The sequence below is a fragment of the Desulfosporosinus acidiphilus SJ4 genome (assembly GCF_000255115.2).
Lineage (GTDB): Bacteria > Bacillota > Desulfitobacteriia > Desulfitobacteriales > Desulfitobacteriaceae > Desulfosporosinus > Desulfosporosinus acidiphilus.
The window spans coordinates 460,939-478,924 of sequence record NC_018068.1 but is presented as its reverse complement, the minus strand read 5'-3'; the positions used below and the strand labels follow the sequence as shown (position 1 = coordinate 478,924).

Annotated in this window: 20 protein-coding genes and 1 other annotated feature; of the genes, 10 read left to right on the top strand and 10 right to left on the bottom strand. The window is 41.6% G+C overall.

All coding sequences use genetic code 11. The features are described from left to right. Positions 1-56 precede the first annotated feature (56 nt). Positions 57-271: a binding site (T-box leader), on the bottom strand. Between the two features lie 79 nt (positions 272-350). The 5 genes from gltX to DESACI_RS02260 form a co-directional block, all read right to left on the bottom strand. Continuing rightward, positions 351-1,808 carry a glutamate--tRNA ligase gene (gene gltX, locus DESACI_RS02280; RefSeq protein WP_014825547.1) on the bottom strand — a complete coding sequence of 486 codons (1,458 nt, stop codon included), beginning with the start codon at positions 1,806-1,808 and terminating at the stop codon, positions 351-353. A 33-nt stretch (positions 1,809-1,841) separates the two neighbouring features. Then, a complete protein-coding gene (ispF, locus tag DESACI_RS02275; protein WP_014825546.1) occupies positions 1,842-2,327 on the bottom strand; it encodes a 2-C-methyl-D-erythritol 2,4-cyclodiphosphate synthase in 486 nt (161 codons plus the stop codon). A gap of 9 nt (positions 2,328-2,336) precedes the next feature. Further along, positions 2,337-3,029, bottom strand: a complete 693-nt coding sequence (gene ispD, locus DESACI_RS02270; RefSeq protein WP_014825545.1) for a 2-C-methyl-D-erythritol 4-phosphate cytidylyltransferase — start codon at positions 3,027-3,029, stop codon at positions 2,337-2,339. Beyond that, positions 3,022-4,194 carry a PIN/TRAM domain-containing protein gene (locus tag DESACI_RS02265; protein ID WP_014825544.1) on the bottom strand — a complete coding sequence of 391 codons (1,173 nt, stop codon included), beginning with the start codon at positions 4,192-4,194 and terminating at the stop codon, positions 3,022-3,024. Before DESACI_RS02265 ends, ispD begins: the two co-directional genes overlap by 8 nt. A 90-nt stretch (positions 4,195-4,284) precedes the next feature. Continuing rightward, positions 4,285-4,761 (bottom strand): CarD family transcriptional regulator, encoded by a 477-nt coding sequence (locus DESACI_RS02260; protein ID WP_014825543.1) that lies wholly within the window; start codon positions 4,759-4,761, stop codon positions 4,285-4,287. Positions 4,762-4,940: 179 nt separating this feature from the next. Between DESACI_RS02260 and DESACI_RS02255 the strand changes: the two genes are divergently transcribed. The 3 genes from DESACI_RS02255 to DESACI_RS24400 all read left to right on the top strand — a co-directional run bounded on the left by DESACI_RS02255 (position 4,941) and on the right by DESACI_RS24400 (position 6,564). Then, positions 4,941-5,333 (top strand): nucleoside triphosphate pyrophosphohydrolase family protein, encoded by a 393-nt coding sequence (locus DESACI_RS02255; protein ID WP_014825542.1) that lies wholly within the window; start codon positions 4,941-4,943, stop codon positions 5,331-5,333. A 151-nt stretch (positions 5,334-5,484) separates the two neighbouring features. Further along, entirely contained in the window at positions 5,485-6,237 is a 753-nt protein-coding gene (sigK, locus tag DESACI_RS02250; RefSeq protein ID WP_014825541.1) for an RNA polymerase sporulation sigma factor SigK, read from the top strand. A 171-nt stretch (positions 6,238-6,408) separates the two neighbouring features. Continuing rightward, complete coding sequence (locus DESACI_RS24400) at positions 6,409-6,564, top strand: hypothetical protein (RefSeq protein ID WP_158310139.1); 156 nt, start codon at positions 6,409-6,411, stop codon at positions 6,562-6,564. Positions 6,565-6,676: 112 nt separating this feature from the next. On the opposite strand, the gene DESACI_RS25345 is transcribed toward DESACI_RS24400, so the two are convergent. Then, positions 6,677-7,486 carry a methyl-accepting chemotaxis protein gene (locus DESACI_RS25345; RefSeq protein WP_014825540.1) on the bottom strand — a complete coding sequence of 270 codons (810 nt, stop codon included), beginning with the start codon at positions 7,484-7,486 and terminating at the stop codon, positions 6,677-6,679. 322 nt (positions 7,487-7,808) lie between these two features. Here DESACI_RS25345 and DESACI_RS02240 point away from each other — a divergent pair, with 322 nt between their 5' ends. Genes DESACI_RS02240 through DESACI_RS02215 form a run of 6 tightly spaced genes read left to right on the top strand, consistent with a single transcriptional unit; the run spans position 7,809 to position 11,014 of the window. After that, entirely contained in the window at positions 7,809-8,015 is a 207-nt protein-coding gene (locus tag DESACI_RS02240) for a DUF1657 domain-containing protein (protein WP_014825539.1), read from the top strand. A 17-nt stretch (positions 8,016-8,032) separates the two neighbouring features. Beyond that, a complete protein-coding gene (locus tag DESACI_RS02235) occupies positions 8,033-8,890 on the top strand; it encodes a DUF421 domain-containing protein (protein WP_014825538.1) in 858 nt (285 codons plus the stop codon). 11 nt (positions 8,891-8,901) lie between these two features. Then, complete coding sequence (gene spoVAC, locus DESACI_RS02230; protein WP_014825537.1) at positions 8,902-9,381, top strand: stage V sporulation protein AC; 480 nt, start codon at positions 8,902-8,904, stop codon at positions 9,379-9,381. After that, a complete protein-coding gene (spoVAD, locus tag DESACI_RS02225; RefSeq protein WP_014825536.1) occupies positions 9,382-10,386 on the top strand; it encodes a stage V sporulation protein AD in 1,005 nt (334 codons plus the stop codon). A 13-nt stretch (positions 10,387-10,399) separates the two neighbouring features. Continuing rightward, on the top strand, positions 10,400-10,753 hold the full coding sequence (gene spoVAE, locus DESACI_RS02220; RefSeq protein WP_014825535.1) for a stage V sporulation protein AE: 354 nt from the start codon (positions 10,400-10,402) through the stop codon (positions 10,751-10,753). A gap of 54 nt (positions 10,754-10,807) precedes the next feature. Further along, positions 10,808-11,014, top strand: coding sequence for a DUF1657 domain-containing protein (locus tag DESACI_RS02215; protein ID WP_014825534.1), 207 nt, complete (start codon positions 10,808-10,810; stop codon positions 11,012-11,014). A 74-nt stretch (positions 11,015-11,088) separates the two neighbouring features. On the opposite strand, the gene DESACI_RS02210 is transcribed toward DESACI_RS02215, so the two are convergent. From DESACI_RS02210 to acs, 3 genes are all read right to left on the bottom strand, one after another. Then, entirely contained in the window at positions 11,089-11,481 is a 393-nt protein-coding gene (locus DESACI_RS02210; protein ID WP_014825533.1) for a (deoxy)nucleoside triphosphate pyrophosphohydrolase, read from the bottom strand. Between the two features lie 50 nt (positions 11,482-11,531). Continuing rightward, a complete protein-coding gene (locus tag DESACI_RS02205) occupies positions 11,532-12,557 on the bottom strand; it encodes a threonine aldolase family protein (RefSeq protein ID WP_014825532.1) in 1,026 nt (341 codons plus the stop codon). A gap of 557 nt (positions 12,558-13,114) precedes the next feature. Further along, a complete protein-coding gene (acs, locus tag DESACI_RS02200) occupies positions 13,115-15,424 on the bottom strand; it encodes an acetate--CoA ligase (protein ID WP_014825531.1) in 2,310 nt (769 codons plus the stop codon). Positions 15,425-15,839: 415 nt separating this feature from the next. On the opposite strand from acs, the gene DESACI_RS02195 reads away from it, so the two are divergent. After that, positions 15,840-16,781 carry a DUF4474 domain-containing protein gene (locus tag DESACI_RS02195; RefSeq protein WP_014825530.1) on the top strand — a complete coding sequence of 314 codons (942 nt, stop codon included), beginning with the start codon at positions 15,840-15,842 and terminating at the stop codon, positions 16,779-16,781. 84 nt (positions 16,782-16,865) lie between these two features. Here DESACI_RS02195 and DESACI_RS02190 read toward each other — a convergent pair whose 3' ends face one another. Beyond that, a complete protein-coding gene (locus DESACI_RS02190) occupies positions 16,866-17,930 on the bottom strand; it encodes an HD-GYP domain-containing protein (RefSeq protein WP_014825529.1) in 1,065 nt (354 codons plus the stop codon). Positions 17,931-17,986: the final 56 nt, after the last annotated feature.

Sequence of the window (17,986 nt, the reverse complement as noted above, 5' to 3'; positions counted from 1 at the left end):
TCCTTTCCATCGTATTCGGACATCTTAAAATAGGGTACAAAAAAGCGGAATCTCCGTCCAGAGACGAAAAATTCCGCGGTTCCACTCTGATTAAACGACTAAAGTCGTTTCTACTCAAAACTTTAACGCAGTTACTACGGAAAGACATACTTCATTTTCTGCCCTTCTGCTCAGAGATGCACTTCCAAAAATTCCTCGCCGATGGCTTACACCTTTCCCATCCTCGCTGCTGACAATTCCTTTTTGTACTCTTTCTCTTCATCGCCAATTATTAATTAATGATCAATTATAGGATACATTCCTGCCCCTGTCAATAAAGCATATCGTCAATTATTTGGGGTCTTATCCTTTTATTGGACGGTATTTTTCAATTTACTAATTCCTACTTCTATTCTTCTCAGCGTTTCCCTTTTGCCCAGCAATTCAGCCAATTCGGCACCGCCTCCGGGACTTGATTCTTTACCGGAGAGAGCCGTTCTCAAAGGCCAAAGGACTTGTCCGTTTTTGACTCCCAATTGAGAAATGACCTTAGTCAGAGTTTCCTCAATTGCTTCCAGATCCCATGGTTCGAGAGAAGCCATCGCTTCACAAATAGCTTGCAAACTACTTAAAGAATTGACTGCATCCGTTTTCATTTTCTTATGCACAAATAAGCTAATATCATAGTCAGGAAGATTCTTTAAAAAATCAACTTTCTCAGGAATTTCATTAAGAATTTCAATTCTCTTTTGCAATAAGGCGCTGACCTTTTTTAATTCGATTTCAGCATCGGAGATACCTTTATAGTAAGGCAGGGCTAAATCATTAAATTCTTCCAGACCCAATCTCCGCAAATATTCGCCGTTCATCCACTTTAATTTATTGACATCGAAAATGGCCGGTGACTTGCTTAAACCGGCAATATTAAATATCTTTTCAAGGTCTTGAAGAGAAAAGAACTCCTCATTAGTCCCCGGATTCCAGCCCAACAAGACAATATAATTTACGATAGCTTCAGGCAGATAACCTTGGGAAACGAAGTCCTCAAAAGAGGCGTCTCCTTCACGCTTGCTCAGTTTCTTTTCAGCCGTCTTCATAATTGGCGGCAAATGAATATACTCCGGAATATCCCAGTCAAAGGACTTATAAAGTAAATTGTATTTCGGTGTTGACGAGAGGTATTCCGACCCTCTCACAACATGCGTTATCTCCATCAAATGATCATCCACAACATTGGCAAAATTATAGGTAGGAAGGCCATCGGATTTTAAGAGCACGCCTTCATCAAGTTCGGAATTTTCTACGGAAACCGTTCCATAGACAAGATCATGAAACTCTGTGGAACCTTCCGCAGGAATCCATTGACGCACTACATAGGATTCATGATTTCTAAACTTTTCGGAGACTTCTTGGGCACTTAAATTCTTACATTGACAATTATGTTTCGCCGGAACTGTAGTAGACTCGCTGTCATTGCCTAAGCTTTCCGTTCTTTCTTTAGAACAAAAGCAATAATAAGCACCTTTTAACTCAACGAGCTTATTGGCATATTCCTTGTAGATTGCTTTGCGTTGACTTTGAACGTAGGGCCCATAAGGTCCCCCAATATCCGGTCCTTCGTCATACCTCAACCCGACAATATTAAGCGTCTTTAATATAACTTCCACAGCCCCTTCAACAAAACGGGCCTGATCTGTATCTTCAACTCGCAGTAAAAATTTCCCTCCCTGGGATTTGGCAATTAAATATTCATAGATAGCAGTTCTTAAGTTGCCAATATGCATATAGCCCGTCGGGCTTGGGGCAAATCTTGTCCTAACTTCTTTCATACAAACCACCTTAAATATGTTCTAACTCTGTTTCTAGGCCTTATCTTTTTCTAACCCAACAATAGCCTGAGCCCCAATACCTTCACTGCGTCCTTCAAAGCCCAAATGTTCCGTAGTTGTTGCTTTTACTGACACACAACCGATCTCGATCTCCAAAGCCCGGGCAAGATTTGAGCGCATCTGAAGGATAAAGGGAGCAAGTTTCGGACGCTCTGCCACAATGATAGTGTCAATATTTCCAATACAATATCCTTGGCCTTTTATCAGTTGAGCAACCTGTTCCAATAAGAGAAGGCTGGAAATTCCGGCGTAACGGGGATCATGATCGGGAAAATGAGCTCCAATATCTCCTTGAGCCAAAGCCCCAAGCAGTGCATCCATAAGCGCATGAATTAACACATCCGCATCGGAATGTCCGAGCAATCCCCTTTCATAAGGGATTTCTACTCCCCCAAGAATCAAAGGTCTTCCCTCTACCAAGGCATGTACATCATACCCTATTCCAACTCTGATTTTCAACACCCCAATCTATTTTTCACGCATTGCTAAAATTCGTTCCGAAAGCCAGAGATCTTCCGGCGTTGTGACTTTGATATTTTCTAATGATCCTTCGATCATCTGAACAGGGTACCCTATCCATTCTAGCAAAGATGCATCGTCCGTGCCATAGTATCCTACTGAAGCCGCACGCATATGTGCTTCTTCTAATTTATTGCGTTCAAAAATCTGGGGTGTTTGGACAGCCCTTAAAAGTTCTCTTGGCAGTGTGTCTGTCACTATTCCGGAATTATTAACCTGTTTAATAGTGTCCTTAACCTGAATCCCCATGATGGCGGCCGAAAATCCTTCCGCCTCTTGGAGAAAGCGGTGAAAGTCTTTCAGCGTCAAAAGGGGCCTAGCCCCATCATGAACCACTACTCTTTGAATAGCGGGACTGAGGGCTAGCACCCCTGACCGAACGGAATCTTGACGTTGGGCACCACCTTGACAAACACTGACTACCTTATCCAGTTTATAGTGATCCACAAGTTCTTTGATCAAAGCAAGATCATTCTCCGCCCCAACAATCACTATTTCTGAGACGTAGTCGGACATTTGAAACACTCTGACTGCATGTATTAAAATCGGTTGTCCCTTTAGCTGCAGAAATTGTTTATTGCATCCGGCCCCCATCCGTTTGCCTTGACCGGCTGCAGGTATAACGATGCCTAAATTAGCCAATCGCATTCACCTCATCCGTCGGACGAAGACCCATCGACTTTTTTTCCAAAGAACTTTTAGGTTTCGCGAAAATCATGCGGCCGGCGGCTGTCTGGAGGACACTGGTGACCAAGACAGTGATATTTTGACCCATATAGCGGCGGCCGGTATCCACAACGATCATAGTACCATCATCCAGATAGGCCACACCTTGCCCGGGTTCTTTCCCTTCTTTCATCACTTGAACCAACATCTCTTCTCCCGGCAAAACAATAGGTTTAAGAGAATTCGCCAATTCGTTGATATTTAGAACCTTTACGCCTTGAAGTTCTGCCACCTTATTTAAATTGTAATCATTCGTTAAGAGCGGAGAATCCAGCACTTGACCTAAACGCACCAGTTTGCTGTCAACTTCGTTGATATCTTCGAAATCTTGCTCATGTATATGAACGTTAATGGCCGTTTCTTTGGAAATCTGATTTAGGATATCCAAACCCCGACGCCCACGATTTCGCTTCAATAGGTCTGAAGAATCAGCGATATGGCGAAGCTCCTCTAAGACAAAGCTGGGAATAAGCAAGGTTCCCTCAATAAACCCCGTTTTGACAATATCGGCGATTCTGCCGTCAATAATCACGCTGGTATCAAGAATCTTATAGTTGGGATGCTGTTCTTTACTCTCACCGTTCTCAGAAACCTGACCCACCTTAGATTCTTTTTGTTTATCTCCGCGATCACGAAATTTGGGAATAAAGTTAAGAAAACCTAAAACATCCTCTTTGCGTTTCATCCCTATCGTAAAGCCCAGATAGCCTAAAAAAAGGCTCAAAAGCACTGCCAGCAGGGGGCCAAAAAAGGGAATAATAATAAATGAATTACTAAATAAACTTGAAATAATAAGTCCGATAATTCCACCGATAGTCCCGCCCATCAGATCATGGGTTGGAACCTTGGTTAGGCGGGAATCCATCCAACGCATTAGTTTAAGAACAGAACGAATAATCATAGGAGCTACCAGAAAACCTAAACTAGCAAATAATAAAATCATCGTAACATAGGTCCAGACAGGAGAAAAACTCCATCGAAATGATTGTAAAACATCGAGACGCAATAGTAAGTAATCCACATAAAAACCTATGGCACCGAATAACAGGGTGATGATACCGCGAATCAGATTGCGAATCATCATTTCACCTCCTTTTATCATAGTTTGACTAAAATTCTTTCCAATTATACTGTCCATTCCATTTATTTTCAAGCAAAGGAAAAATAATCCTTAAGCTAGGGCTTTAGAGAGCCATTGTCTCACTGCATCTTCTTCAGATCCTTCCGTCAGAACAAGCTCACTGATCAAGATCTGGCAGGCATTTTCATACATCTTCTTTTCTCCGGTAGAAAGCCCTTTTTCGCTTTCCCTTTGAGCAAGACTGCGCACTACGTTGGCTACTTCAAAAATATTACCACTTTTAATCTTTTCCAGATTGGCACGATAGCGCCGATTCCAGGCTAGGGTATTTGCCGTATCTTTCGTTTTTAATACCTCTAACACGTCTTTAACCATGGTCGGAGAAATTACTTGCCGCAAACCTAAGTTTTCAACATTTTTTAAAGGTATAAATAACTTCATATTTCCCACAGGCAAATGCATGACATAATATTGGCTTTTTTCACCGAGAACTTCCCGTTCCTCAATGGATTCAATGATCCCTGCACCGTGCATAGGATAGACAACTTTATCACCAACATTAAACATTCAGCCACCCCCTTCTTATCATTATAACAAGTAACAATGTCCTGGTCAAAATTTTAAAATTATATCATACAAGTCTTCGGCCTGTCAATTTCCCTTTTCCTCCTCTTTAATTCCCGAAAATTGACAACGACCTAACCATCTCTGTATAATAGAAACGGCAGAAAGGAGTGAGGATACTGGTGGAACAACTCACTGACCAATTCCAAAATATAGTCAAATCTCTGTTAATACGACACCAAAGCATTTTGGATATCTTATCCAAAGGCCAAGAGACTTCAGCACGCGTTAACAGGGCCGTTGTAAAATCCGTGACAAATTGCGGTTGTCATTCAGTGAATGCGCACAAGAAGTCAATCCCCCCCGATGTAAGCCTTGCCGATTTAAAAGATCTCTTAGACAGCCAGCTCGAAGGGACACTCTGCGATAATTGCAGAGACATTATAGAAGCAGAACTAGGCAAACAACTATTTTACATAGCCGCCTTGGCTAATGCCTTAGATATCTCCCTTACAGAAGTCCTCAACCTGGAATGCAAGAAATTACAAACCTTAACTATCTTTAATTTGACCTAACTAACCCCTAAACATTCTAGCTCCTGCTCAGCAGGAGCTTTTATATTTTTGGTCTGGCAGCCATGCCATTAGATGTCCTGCTCGTAACACAGAAAATCACAGGATTCATTCCTTAAGCATATGATAACCTGATGTGAAAGGAGTGAAACCGATGTTTCTACAGGCCCTTCTCATGAGTTTTGCCCTCTCTGTCCTTAAAGGAGCCAGCCTACTCGTTTCTTACATTAATAATAATTCATTTCCTCACCCTCTTAATAAAGAAGAAGAATTACGCTACCTACAAATATTAGAAACAAATCGTACAAACCCTTCTCTTAATGACTCTGCTTTTCATAAAAGTATTGAGACTGCTCGAAATAAATTGATCGAGCATAATTTGCGTCTAGTCGCTCATGTCGTCAAAAAATATGAAGGGCCGGAAGAAAGAACCGAAGATTTATTTTCCATCGGGATTGTTGGCTTAGTTAAAGCTATTAACACGTTTAATCTTACAAAAGGAGCTAAATTAAGCACCTATGCTGCCCGCTGCATCAATAACGAAATTCTAATGCACTTCCGCATTCTCAAAAAACGCCGGGGCGAAATGTCTATCTATACTCCCATCGGCCAGGATAATAATGATGGAGAATTGAGTATTTTGGAAAGCCTTTCCGCTGAAAACACCCCCATACCTGAACAAATTGCCGAAGAAGAAGATCAGCGCCTCTTATTGGAAAATGTTAAAAAACTTCCTACTCTTGACCGACAAGTCCTTCATCTTAGATTTGGACTGTTGGAAGGAAACGAGCATTCACAGCAAGAAATTGCCGATATTCTCGGAATATCCCGTTCCTATGTCTCAAGGATTGAAAAACGTGCTATCCAAACCTTAACTCTGGAAATGAAAGATAGTCTCCCCCAATAATTGAATTAAGGAATTCAAATCCGGCGGCAAAACTTGTTTATGGTTTGCCGCCGGATTATTACATAATTACAAAACGAAACTACCATACTTTATTCATAGCAAGGTTTAAGTACTTTTTGTTAAACCTTAAAATCATCTTCAAATCAAAACTTTCTAAAGGAGGAAACTACATTGAGCCAAAATTGGAATAAAGCGTCCCGCCAAACCGTTAATAATGAAACCACTGCTCAAAATTCTAAAAGCTGTCCCTCTACCGATTCCAGCAGGAAAGACAGGGATACCTTAACCCCAACAAAAGACAAAAGCCCGGATGACTTGGATATTTAGGGGCTAGTGCACTCGACCAATCCAATCGCAGGGTTATGTGTGTAAGGAGTAATAAAAAACAAGGCGTTGTGCTCAGCCTTGTTTTTTATTCTAATGCTCAATAAGCGAATGATTATTTTTTTCCCATTTCCACCAGACTTTTAGCCATTCTCTCGATTCTCTCCAGGCTTTGAGCAATCTCCGCCACTTCACCGGCATGATTTTCGGTTACCGCCGTCAGCTGTTTAATAGCGTCAATGAGAAGCTGAACGGAAGATTGAACGACTTGAACATTATTGTCAATTGCTTTTGTAGATACATCTGTATCTGAAGCAAGTCTCCTAACCTCTTCCGATACAATAGCAAATCCCCGCCCATGTTCCCCTGCCCGTGAAGCTTCAATAGCAGCATTAAGCCCTAAGATGTTGCTCTGTTTGGAAATCTTCTTGATTTGCTGCGTCAATTCGTTGGTTCTGTTCATTTCGGTGCTTACATGCTCCGTCTCATTATCTATTCTCCGTATCGTTGCAGCAAGTTCTTCTGTGCCACCTGACAAGTTTTGAGCCGAAGAAGAAATTTTAACCACTGTTTCAAGTATTTCCTTCCCCGTGGAGAACAAGTTGTCATAAAGTTCGATGGAACAGGCAACGGCAAGACAACCGACTATTTCGGAATCTTCCATAATGGGCAAGGCGATACCGACAAAAGGAACCCCAAAAAGTTCTTTAGGGATACGCCGCACAACGCGCTTCCCACTTGTAAGAGCTTCTAAAACATTCGAGCCCGGTGTGGGAGGATTCCCTATCCTAGCCTTGGTATCAATTGTCTTCCCTGGATAATAAGCAACAATTTTCTCTGTATCAAAGAGTGTAACGGCAACATCATCATTGAATAACTGCTGAATCTCTGAGACGATAAGCTGGTACGCCTGGAATTTTGTCACTTCTATACCCCCGTATTTTAGAAGTCTTGTGAATCTAAGTAATTAGACTTAGTTACATTAATTCTCTTTGTATCTATCACTTCGACATAAACTCTCATAAACCTTTAAAATACGATACTTTCAGTTATTTTCCAGATTCATTACCAGATATTTGGATGGTTCATCCAATCGTAAGACTACCACTTTAATAAGTGAGTGTGGTCCCCGTTCTCTGCTTCGGGTATGAGTCTGTAATGAATTAAAGAACTGCCTTCACTTTCCAGTTTGTTCAAAGCATTAAAACGCAATGACGAGAGATAATAACTTGCGGGAGGTGATAATTATGACAGTTGCTTCTCAAGTAAAACAAACCCTGGCAAGCTTAAAAGGCGTTCAAGGCACATTGAGAACTTATACCATTCAGGCAAAAGATAAACATGCTCAATCCGTCTATAACAATTCTCTGGAAATCACCGATGTCATTATTAAAGATCTGGAAGATCGCTTAAAAATACTCGAATTCGAAGAACCACAATACAAAGGCAATTAACAAAGGCAGGAAATAATATGCAGGAAACACTTAATACTATTTTAAAATCTCTCGCATTATTCTGTATAGCCTGGTTAGCGATACGATTGATAGGAAAACGAAACATCACCAGAGTAAAACCTTTCAATTTCTTGAGCTATGTAATTTTAGCTGTCGTGGTCAGCTTAATGTCTCTAAACCTTATTACTTTAAGCTCAGGATTAGTCGTTTTGCTTACTTGGGTTATTCTGCCGCTGGCTCTCGATTATTTAGCGATTAAGAGCCAAGTAATTCATCAATTTATTAACGGTAAGGAAACTGTTTTAATAAAACATGGCAAAATCATGGAAGAAAATCTTCTTCAGCTCCGAATGACTGGGGAGGATCTATTGGCTGAACTTAGATCAAAGAACATTTTTAATCTTCCTGATGTTGAGTTTGCCGTTATGGAGTCCAATGGTGAGATCAACGTTTACTTAAAAGCAGATAAAAAACCGGTGACTGCCCATGATATTGGGCAAAAAGTAGCACCGCAAGCTGAACCTCAAACCGTTATTATGGACGGAAACATCCTCGTTGAACCTCTTTCTTCCTTGGGACTTAACCCAGAATGGCTAAAAACCGAACTGGATAAAATGGGAGTGGCTTTGGAGAATGTGTTTCTCTGTCAGGTTGATTCCTCAGGTGAACTTTTTCTGGATCTTTTCAACGATGCCGTGGAAATTCCTCAGCCAAAAGTCAAGGAATTGCTTTACGCCAACTTGGAGAAAATTCAAGCAGATCTCATGACTTTTTCCCTGCAAACAAATAATAAGAGTGCTAAAGGCATGTATATCCGTAACTCAGAGAAACTTGATCACCTTCTGAACAAAATACGTCCTTACTTACTACATTAAGAGGTGTTACCATGTCCGATAAAAAGAAGAAAAAGTTATCCCCCACTCAACAGGAATACCAAAAATTCGCTCAAGACAGAGAACCTAAACGACCCATCTTCCTAAACTGCATAAAGGCCTTTTTTGTTGGAGGACTGATTTGCGTCATCGCTCAGGCAATACAGATGTTTTTTGTGTCTTATTATCACTTTTCTCAGGAAAATGCCGGGAATCCCACCGGGGCGGTGATTATCATCATAACTGTCATCCTCACCGGTTTAGGAGTTTTTGATCACATTGCCCAGTGGGCAGGAGCTGGTACCATAATTCCCGTAACAGGTTTTGCCAATACCATTGCCTCTGCTTCAATAGAGCATCGAAGTGAAGGCTATGTTCTCGGCGTAGGCGGTAATATGTTTAAATTAGCCGGTCCTGTTATTGTTTATGGTGTGTTTTCTGCCTTCGTCGTGTCCTTGGTCGTTATAACGTTAAGAGCATTGGGTGTGATGTAAATGTTGCAAGGTCATCAGTCATGGCTTTTCGATTCAAAACCTGCCATTATCGCCTCGGCAGCAGTGGGCGGTCCTCGCGAAGCCCGTGGTGCATTGGCTGCAGATTTCGATCTTCTGCACGAAGATATCTGGCTGGGGCAGGACAGCTTTGAAAAGGCGGAGCGAAAGCTGCAGGAGCAGGCCTCAGAATTAGCCATAAAAAAAGCTTCTCTAAAAAAAGAAGATGTCCAATTTTTATTAAGCGGAGATTTAATCAACCAAACAGTGCCCAGCAGTTTCGCCGCTCGTACCCTTGGCGTTCCTTTCCTCGGCCTTTACGGGGCTTGCTCTACGTCGATGGAAGGTTTGGCCTTAGCTTCCCAGCTAATCGATAGTAAATTTGCCAAGAATGTTCTTGTTTGCACTTCAAGTCATAATGCCGCCTCCGAAAAGCAATATCGTTACCCAACAGAGTATGGGGCCCAAAAGCCGCCTACAGCTCAGTGGACCGTCACCGGCTCAGGAGCAGCCTTAGTCTCCGACCAAGGAGAAGGACCAAGAGTAACTTCTGCAACGATTGGCAGAGTTATTGATATGGGGCTATCCGACCCTTTTAATATGGGGGCAGCAATGGCTCCGGCAGCAGTGGATACCATTGAAGCACACTTTCGAGACTTAAGGCGGGACCCATCATACTACGATCTCATAGCTACCGGTGATTTGGGAAGAGTCGGGCATAGAATTGCCGGCGACTTATTAGTCAAACACGGTCTAGAGATACCGAAGGAGATTTTCACGGACTGCGGTATCTTAATATACAAAGAGGATCAGCCCGTTGTACTGGCAGGCGGAAGCGGCTGTGCCTGTGCAGCGACAACAACCTTCGGCCATTTCCTGAACCGAATGCGAAAGGGTGAATTAAGTAAAATCTTAGTAGTCGCCACGGGAGCCCTTTTATCACCCATGTCCTTTCAGCAAAAGGAAAGCATTCCCTGTGTTGCTCATGCTGTAAGTATTGAACTATAAGGAGCGCGGTATAATGGAAAAATTTCTCTGGGCTTTTTTGATTGGGGGCGGCATTTGTGTTATTGGGCAGCTTATCTTAGATGGGCTTAAACTCACTCCTGCCCATACCACATGTGCCTTAGTTGTTGTAGGGGCGGTACTCGGGGGACTTGGTCTATACGACCCCCTTATTAAATTTGCCGGGGCCGGGGCTTCTATCCCCATCAGCAGTTTTGGCAACTCCCTAGTTAAAGGAGCTTTGAAGGAATATTCAAGCGATGGGCCCATCGGAGTTCTTACAGGCATCTTCGAAGTGACAAGTGCCGGAATATCAGCAGCTATCATCTTCGGATTCTTAGGAGCGCTTATTTTCAGACCTAAAGGATAAACGGGTTTGAAGTCTCACCCCTTGCCGCAAATATTTAAAGGAGGTGATTGAAAGATGACGGTTGGAACACAAATGACACAAGCGATTGCCACTGTCCAAAGCGCAGCGGCTACTATGAAAACATTCGCTTTAGAAACACAAGATCAACAAGCCAAAAAAACCTTTGAGCAACTCGCCCAAACCTTTGATTCAGCCCTTGACGTTTTAAAAGGCAGAGAGCAATACATCCAGCAACAGGAACCCCAGTATAAACAATCGTAAGACGATTGTTGTCAGTTTAAGTAAGAAGAGGCCGCAGCTAACGAACTATGTCGTAAAGCAACGGCCTCTTTTAGTTATAATACTTTGACCCTTGATTTCAGTCTTTCTGCCAAGGGGATATCTGCCGGAGCAATATCAAAGTTATCTAATTCTTCGGGATCAACCCATTCAATCAGGCTATGGACTTTGAGGGTGAAAACACCCGAAAGCCACCGGCAAGTATAAGCAAGCAATTTAATAGTTCCGTTAGGATAATCATAAATACTTTCTCCAAAAAAGCCAAGGACGTCAACATCAACGTCAAATTCCTCCCGTATTTCTCGTATCAAACATTCTTCAGCAGTTTCTCCCGGTTCAATTTTCCCCCCGGGAAATTCCCATTTGCCTTCTAAATTCTCACCCGGAGCCCGTTGGGCGATTAGAACTTTACGATCCTTTAAGATAATTGCAGCACTTACTTCTTTCATAGTCTTCATTCCTTTGAATAACTCGTTTACTTCTTCCGACCAAGTCATTTTTAGAGCAGACACTTTAAGTCTTCAATAAAAGCCAGCACTTCATCCTCTTTTGTCGCCCAAGAAGTGACAAGTCGAACGGCCGAGTGGTTCGCATCGACCTTTGTCCATTCATAAAACGCATATTTCTTCAGAAGATCAGATATTATTTGATCGGGCAGGATGGGAAAAATCTGATTTGATGGTGAATGAACCAAAAACTTAAAACCAGCTTTAGTTAGTTCATCCCTGAGCAAATCAGCCATCCCATTAGCATGTCTGGCCATCTCAAAGTATAAATCATCTTTAAAAAGCTCAAAAAACTGAATTCCCAAGATCTTACCTTTGGCCAGCATCGCCCCTTTCTGCTTCATATGAAACCGAAAGTCTTCCTTGAGAGAATCACGACAAATCACGAGAGCCTCTCCCATAAGCGCTCCGTTCTTTGTTCCTCCAATATAAAAAGCATCCACAAGCGTTGCCAAATCAGACAGGGTTAAATCATTTTCCGACGAACACAAGGCCGAGCCCAATCTTGCTCCATCCATGTACAACAAGAGATTATGTTCTTGGCAGCACTTGTTAATCTGTTTTAATTCCTCCTTGGTATAAGTTGAACCAATTTCCGTTGGATTAGAAATGTAAACCAATTTAGGTTTTACCATATGTTCATCCGTATGAGAATCAAGCACCGTTTTGATATGTAACGTATCAAGCTTTCCATCTTTTACTTCAACCGAGATGATCTTATGTCCCGTTGCTTCAATGGCTCCGGTTTCATGGACTAAAATATGGCCTGTGCTGGCCGAAATGATTGCTTCATGGGGTCTTAAAAAGGCCGAGATCGCGGTTAGATTCGTTTGTGTCCCCCCCGAGAGCAGGTGAATATCAACATTATCGTTCCCAATCTTTCGCTTTATCAGCTCTATTGCCTTTTGAGTGTAGAGATCTTCTCCATAGCCCTCTGCTTGTTCAAAATTCGTTTCACTCAAGGCTTTTAATAGTCTTGGATGGGCACCTTCACTATAATCGTTTTTAAAACTATACATCACAAAAAACCCCTTTATTTATTTTGAATACAGCTATCAAAAAATTTGGCCAATCGACACTCAGAAGTCTACGTAGTGAACTCGTTCAGCTAAAGCTGAACATCGGGGCTTCGGTGACGAAAGTGTCCTGTGGACAGTTTCGCCGAAAGCGCCTAGCCAATAACAAATGCTATCGCGCTGATGGATAGACTCTACCCCCACCGAAGCAGAGACCGGGGACCACTCCCACTTCTTAAGTGGGAGTCTCACGATTAGATGAATTGCAGTATAGCGATAAGCTCCCCTGCTTATCGTTCTGACCAGCAGATACTTAATATCTTAACCCTCTGACATTGCAAATTCAACGAAATTCGCCTATCAAATTGCCCCATTCTTCTCAGACAGGGTTTATAGATGTTTACTCAATATCATTTATGAATCTGCAAATTAAAGATATTTATAACGCACCTCGTCGTTTTTAAAGGGAAATTTATGCTTAAATTAATGTAGGCTCGTTCTTTGTTATTAACAAAAAACGAGCCTATTATTACCAATCAAACCTTTTACCTAGTTGCTTCTTATCCCGCCGAACCACAGAAACAGATTTGACCTTCCTCTGACAAGTCATCTATAATATTTGCTTCATTGATAACCGCATGACTAAAATCCGGTTCACCATTGCCAAAGATTGCTTCACAAGCACTATTGTTATTGATCATGATGTTGGAAATAGCAAGAGCAACTTCTGCCGGTAAGTTTAGTCTTTCTATCCACTTGAAACAATAAAAGTTGGTAACCGGATGAGGTGAATTATCCTTAGGAGGAGTTGAAAACCAAATAGTATAACTATAGCCATCGTAAGACTCTTCTTTACAGTGATTAAAGATAGCTGTATCGGGAATTGATATCCTGTTTCCTAATCTCATGGATGCTTTCCGTGCTTCGCGGATTTTTTGAGCATCAATATTCTTCTTAAGGAAATTTACCACCGCTGCATCGGCAAGGGTCGTGGTATCCCCCATGGTCCGACCTTCTGCAATATCTTTGAGAAGTCGTCTCATAATCTTTCCGCTTCGAGTCTTAGGCAATTCAGCCGTTAAAAAAATGTCATCGGGCCGCGCAAGTGAACCTATTTTCAAAACGACATGAGCTTTCAATTCATGAATAAGGGAATCCTCAATTTCAATACCCTCTTTTATACTGACAAAAGCAAATACTGACTGGCCTTTAATTTCGTGAGTTTTCCCAACACAGGCAGCCTCGGCTACCGACGGATGATCAACTAAGGCACTTTCTACTTCCGCTGTCCCAATCCTATGCCCCGAAACGTTAATAACGTCATCAGCGCGCCCGATTATCCAGAAGTAGCCATCTTCATCCCACTTAGCTTCGTCTCCTGTGAAATAAACCCCTGGAATATCACTCCAATACGTATCAACATAACGTTTGTCGTTGCCATACACTGTTTTAAGCATTGCCGGCCAAGGATCACATATTACTAAATATCCGCCCTCACCTTTAGGCACGGGATTTCCTGAGGGGTCTACTATTTCAACACGAACCCCCGGAAACGGAACTGTACACGATCCTGGCTTAAGAGGAGTAATCCCGGGAACAGGGGTCATCATAATCATACCGGTTTCAGTTTGCCACCATGTGTCTACGATGGGGCAACGCTCTCCGCCTATATGTTTATAGTACCACATCCAGGCTTCCGGATTAATTGGTTCTCCAACAGACCCCAAAAGCCGCAAACTTGTAAGATCTCTGCTCGAAGGATATTGTTCTCCCCATTTCATAAACGTGCGAATCGCAGTCGGAGCGGTATATAAAATGCTAACTCTGTATTTTTCAATGATTTCCCAATAACGGTCCTTTTCAGGATAATCCGGTGCTCCTTCGTACATGACAACTGTTGCGCCATTTGACAAAGGACCATAAACCAAATAACTATGCCCTGTTATCCAGCCGACATCAGCAGTACACCAATAAACATCCTCTTCTTTAAGGTCAAATACCCATTCGTGGGTTGTGGAAACGCCTACTAAATAACCCCCGACTGTATGAACAACACCTTTAGGCTTTCCGGTTGTGCCACTAGTATAAAGGATAAAGAGCATGTCATCCGCTTCCATAGGTTCTGCCGGGCAAACGCTGGACACATTCTTTATGACCTCATGATACCAGCAATCCCTTTCAGATTGCATGTCCACAGGATGACTCGTCCGTTGAACGACAACAACTTTTTCCACACAGCTGACATCGCGCAACGCTTGATCTACGTTTTCTTTCAAAGGAATAATATTTCCACGGCGATAACTTCCGTCTGAAGTCACGACAACCTTTGCCTGAGCGTCAAGGACTCTATCTTTTAAAGCATCCGAACTAAAACCTCCAAAAACAACGCAGTGAGGAGCACCCAGTCGGGCGCAAGAGAGCATTGCAATGACTGCCTCTGGGATCATAGGCATATAAATTATGACGCGGTCTCCTTTTTCAACTCCAAAGGACTTAAGCACATTGGCAAACTGAGATACTTCGCGTTGCAGATCCTGATACGTTAAAACTCTTCGATCTCCCAATTCTCCTTCAAATATCAAGGCTGCTTTATTTCTGCGTGCGCCCTTAAGATGTCGGTCCAAGCAATTATAAGCTGCATTCAATTTTCCGCCAACATACCAATTGGCAAAAGGATGATTCCATTCTAAAACTTTGTCCCATGGTTTAAACCACTCCAGCCGTTTCCCCCGTTCGTCCCAAAAAGTCTCCCGCTCGTGGGCAAGTTCATAAATTTCTGGGTTTTGAATAACGGCTGTCGAGTGAAACTCTGAAGGAGGGAAAAACAACCGTTTTTCCTCCAGCAATCCCTCACGGCGTTTCTCTTCCATACATAACTCCTCCTGTCTTTATTTGTATATAATACACTAAATTATTTAGAATGTTAAGAATATTTAATTTATAGCTTAATAGTATGTTCCTATTTCTATCGGGTCTAATGGGTCTAACATCTACAATAAGAAACATCGGCAGCCTGCACCTGTGGCTCAAAAAGGCCAATTCGTGCTAAGACAGTGTCTTCGTGGACGTCAGCTAATTTTTTATAGTGACCCTTTATAAATCAAACGACTTGTAAAATAAAATTCTTATCAATTATGTGAATAGCAATATTTTATTATATAACAGCAAATAAATCAACATAATTATTTTATAACTGATTCGAATTATCCATCTATAAAACTTCTAAATTCCATGCACACTCTTATCCCCTAAGCACGTACAATATACAAAAGGGGGAGGACGATTATGCCTGAACTTTTAACAATTTCTAACAGTGGAACTTTCCCTTGGGAAAGCTATGATAAATTACGAAACTTATCCGATGAGACAGGTGATAAAACCCTCGATGAACTAATTGAGATTTCTGGTTATTCCTATGATCCTGTTCAAGACATTTTTTATTCGAATATGGATCCCTGGCAAAGAAAAATGGGTTATTGCCGACTGTTTGATGAAGCCGCCGCACCAATGGGGATGATCGTCGATTGTGAACCTATTTTCTTTAACTATAACGACAAACAATGGATGATAGGCTTTTGGAAAGGTCAATATGATTTAGTCTCGGGGGCGGAGATTGGAGTCTATACAAGAACACTTAATGGCAATCCCCTTCGAAATATTTTTGGTGCTTATTATCAAAGCGCCAACGATGATGAACTCTTACAAATGTCCTTTACTTTAAAGAAAAACGGAAAGGTGTTTTTCAGCAGGCAAGATAAGCATTGGTGGTTAACAGGTTTCAAATTGGGGGAATTCTCACAGCCGTCGGAATTATCCATGACCATAAAACTTACGTTAAATAATACCATCATGCGTGATGCTTTTATTGACGGTTTAAAAGCTGCCGGTTATTCTGATGAGGAATTCACCTATTTCGGAACAACTGTGGGCTTTAATTTTGATGTTCCTCATACTGCTCAGCCAATTACACGAGCAAAAACCCTGGAATGGATTATTCAATGGAAAAATGAACAACTGTGTAAAGAATTCCAAGAAATTACCGGTTCATCAACTACTGTACCGGAGAAAATCAAAGTTATTGAAGAATCAGCACCGGAACTATATAAAAAAGTCCTTAGAATGGGGAGGTTCAAGCCTTTATATAGTATGTATCAAGCAATTTTAACGGCAATTGTAGCTTTAATAGTAATAATTACAGGAGCGGTTTTTTCTAATATATTTTTGTAATAAATCATAAAAGGAATTCTCAAAATCAAAAAACAAAGGTCTTAGGGGCAAGGCCTTTGTTTTTTGATTTAGTCAGTTATAAATTTAATCAATGATATATTCTACAAATAATGTACGTTCAACCACAAGATTTCGTTCGACAACCCGTACTTGCTTAAGATTAACCTTTCCATCAAAAACGCGCACGATTGGCCGGGTAGGTAACCCCTTATTTTGTCCGACAACGACTCCCGTTTCTCCATTATTAAGCTTAACCGTATATCCAGTAGGATAGGCCGCAATATATTTAAGAAAAATAGTAATTAATTCATGGCGGAACCGAACCCCGGCGTTTGCCATCATTATTTCACAAGCCACATGGGGTAATACTCGAGGAATACCGGGAGAACCATGGATAAGACAATCATAGAAATCTGCGACAGCAATTATCTCCGCCAATTGGTGAATGGCCGAGCCCTTCAGTTGGCGCGGATAACCTTTGCCATTTGTCCATTCGTGGTGCTGATAGGCCATGTGGGCTGTAATGATACTGCTTTCGGGCCTTCTGCGAATCATTTCATAGCCTTGAATTGTATGAGTTTGGTAAAGTTCTTGTTCTTCCTTTGTCAAAGGACCTCTCTTGTTAACAATTTCTTTCGGCAGCCCAACAATTCCCACATCATGAAGCAGTGCACCCTGAGCAAGCTCATTAAGCTTCTCCACCGGCAAGCCGAGTCCTTTTCCTAAAACAGTAGCTAATACACAGACATTGACGGAATGAAAGTAAATTCGATTATCTAGTGTGCGCATATCGATGAGACTAATCATTATGTCCTTCTGAAAAAGAATATCCTGCACGATATTGCTCACTGATTCAATTATATCTATTTCCTCGTCTTTATTCTTTCCGCTTTGAATTACTTTACAAGATTTTTCAATAGCCTTTAAGGCGTCAAAGCGGTGCTGATCTGAGATAACATCTTCTATGACAATATCATCGGTAAATTCATCTTCAATATAGATACTATAAATTCCCATTTCCTTCAGGCGTTCAATATAGGGGCGTTTTAAAACCACACCTTTCCCAAGCAATATTTTGCCATAGGAGGTGTAAATCTCTTTTGCAAGAACATCGCCGTCATTAATACGTTCAACACTTACTTCTCTCACTTAGTTTCCTCTCTTCTCCAAAAGGGATATATTAACAGTAAGGTACAGTTATTGAC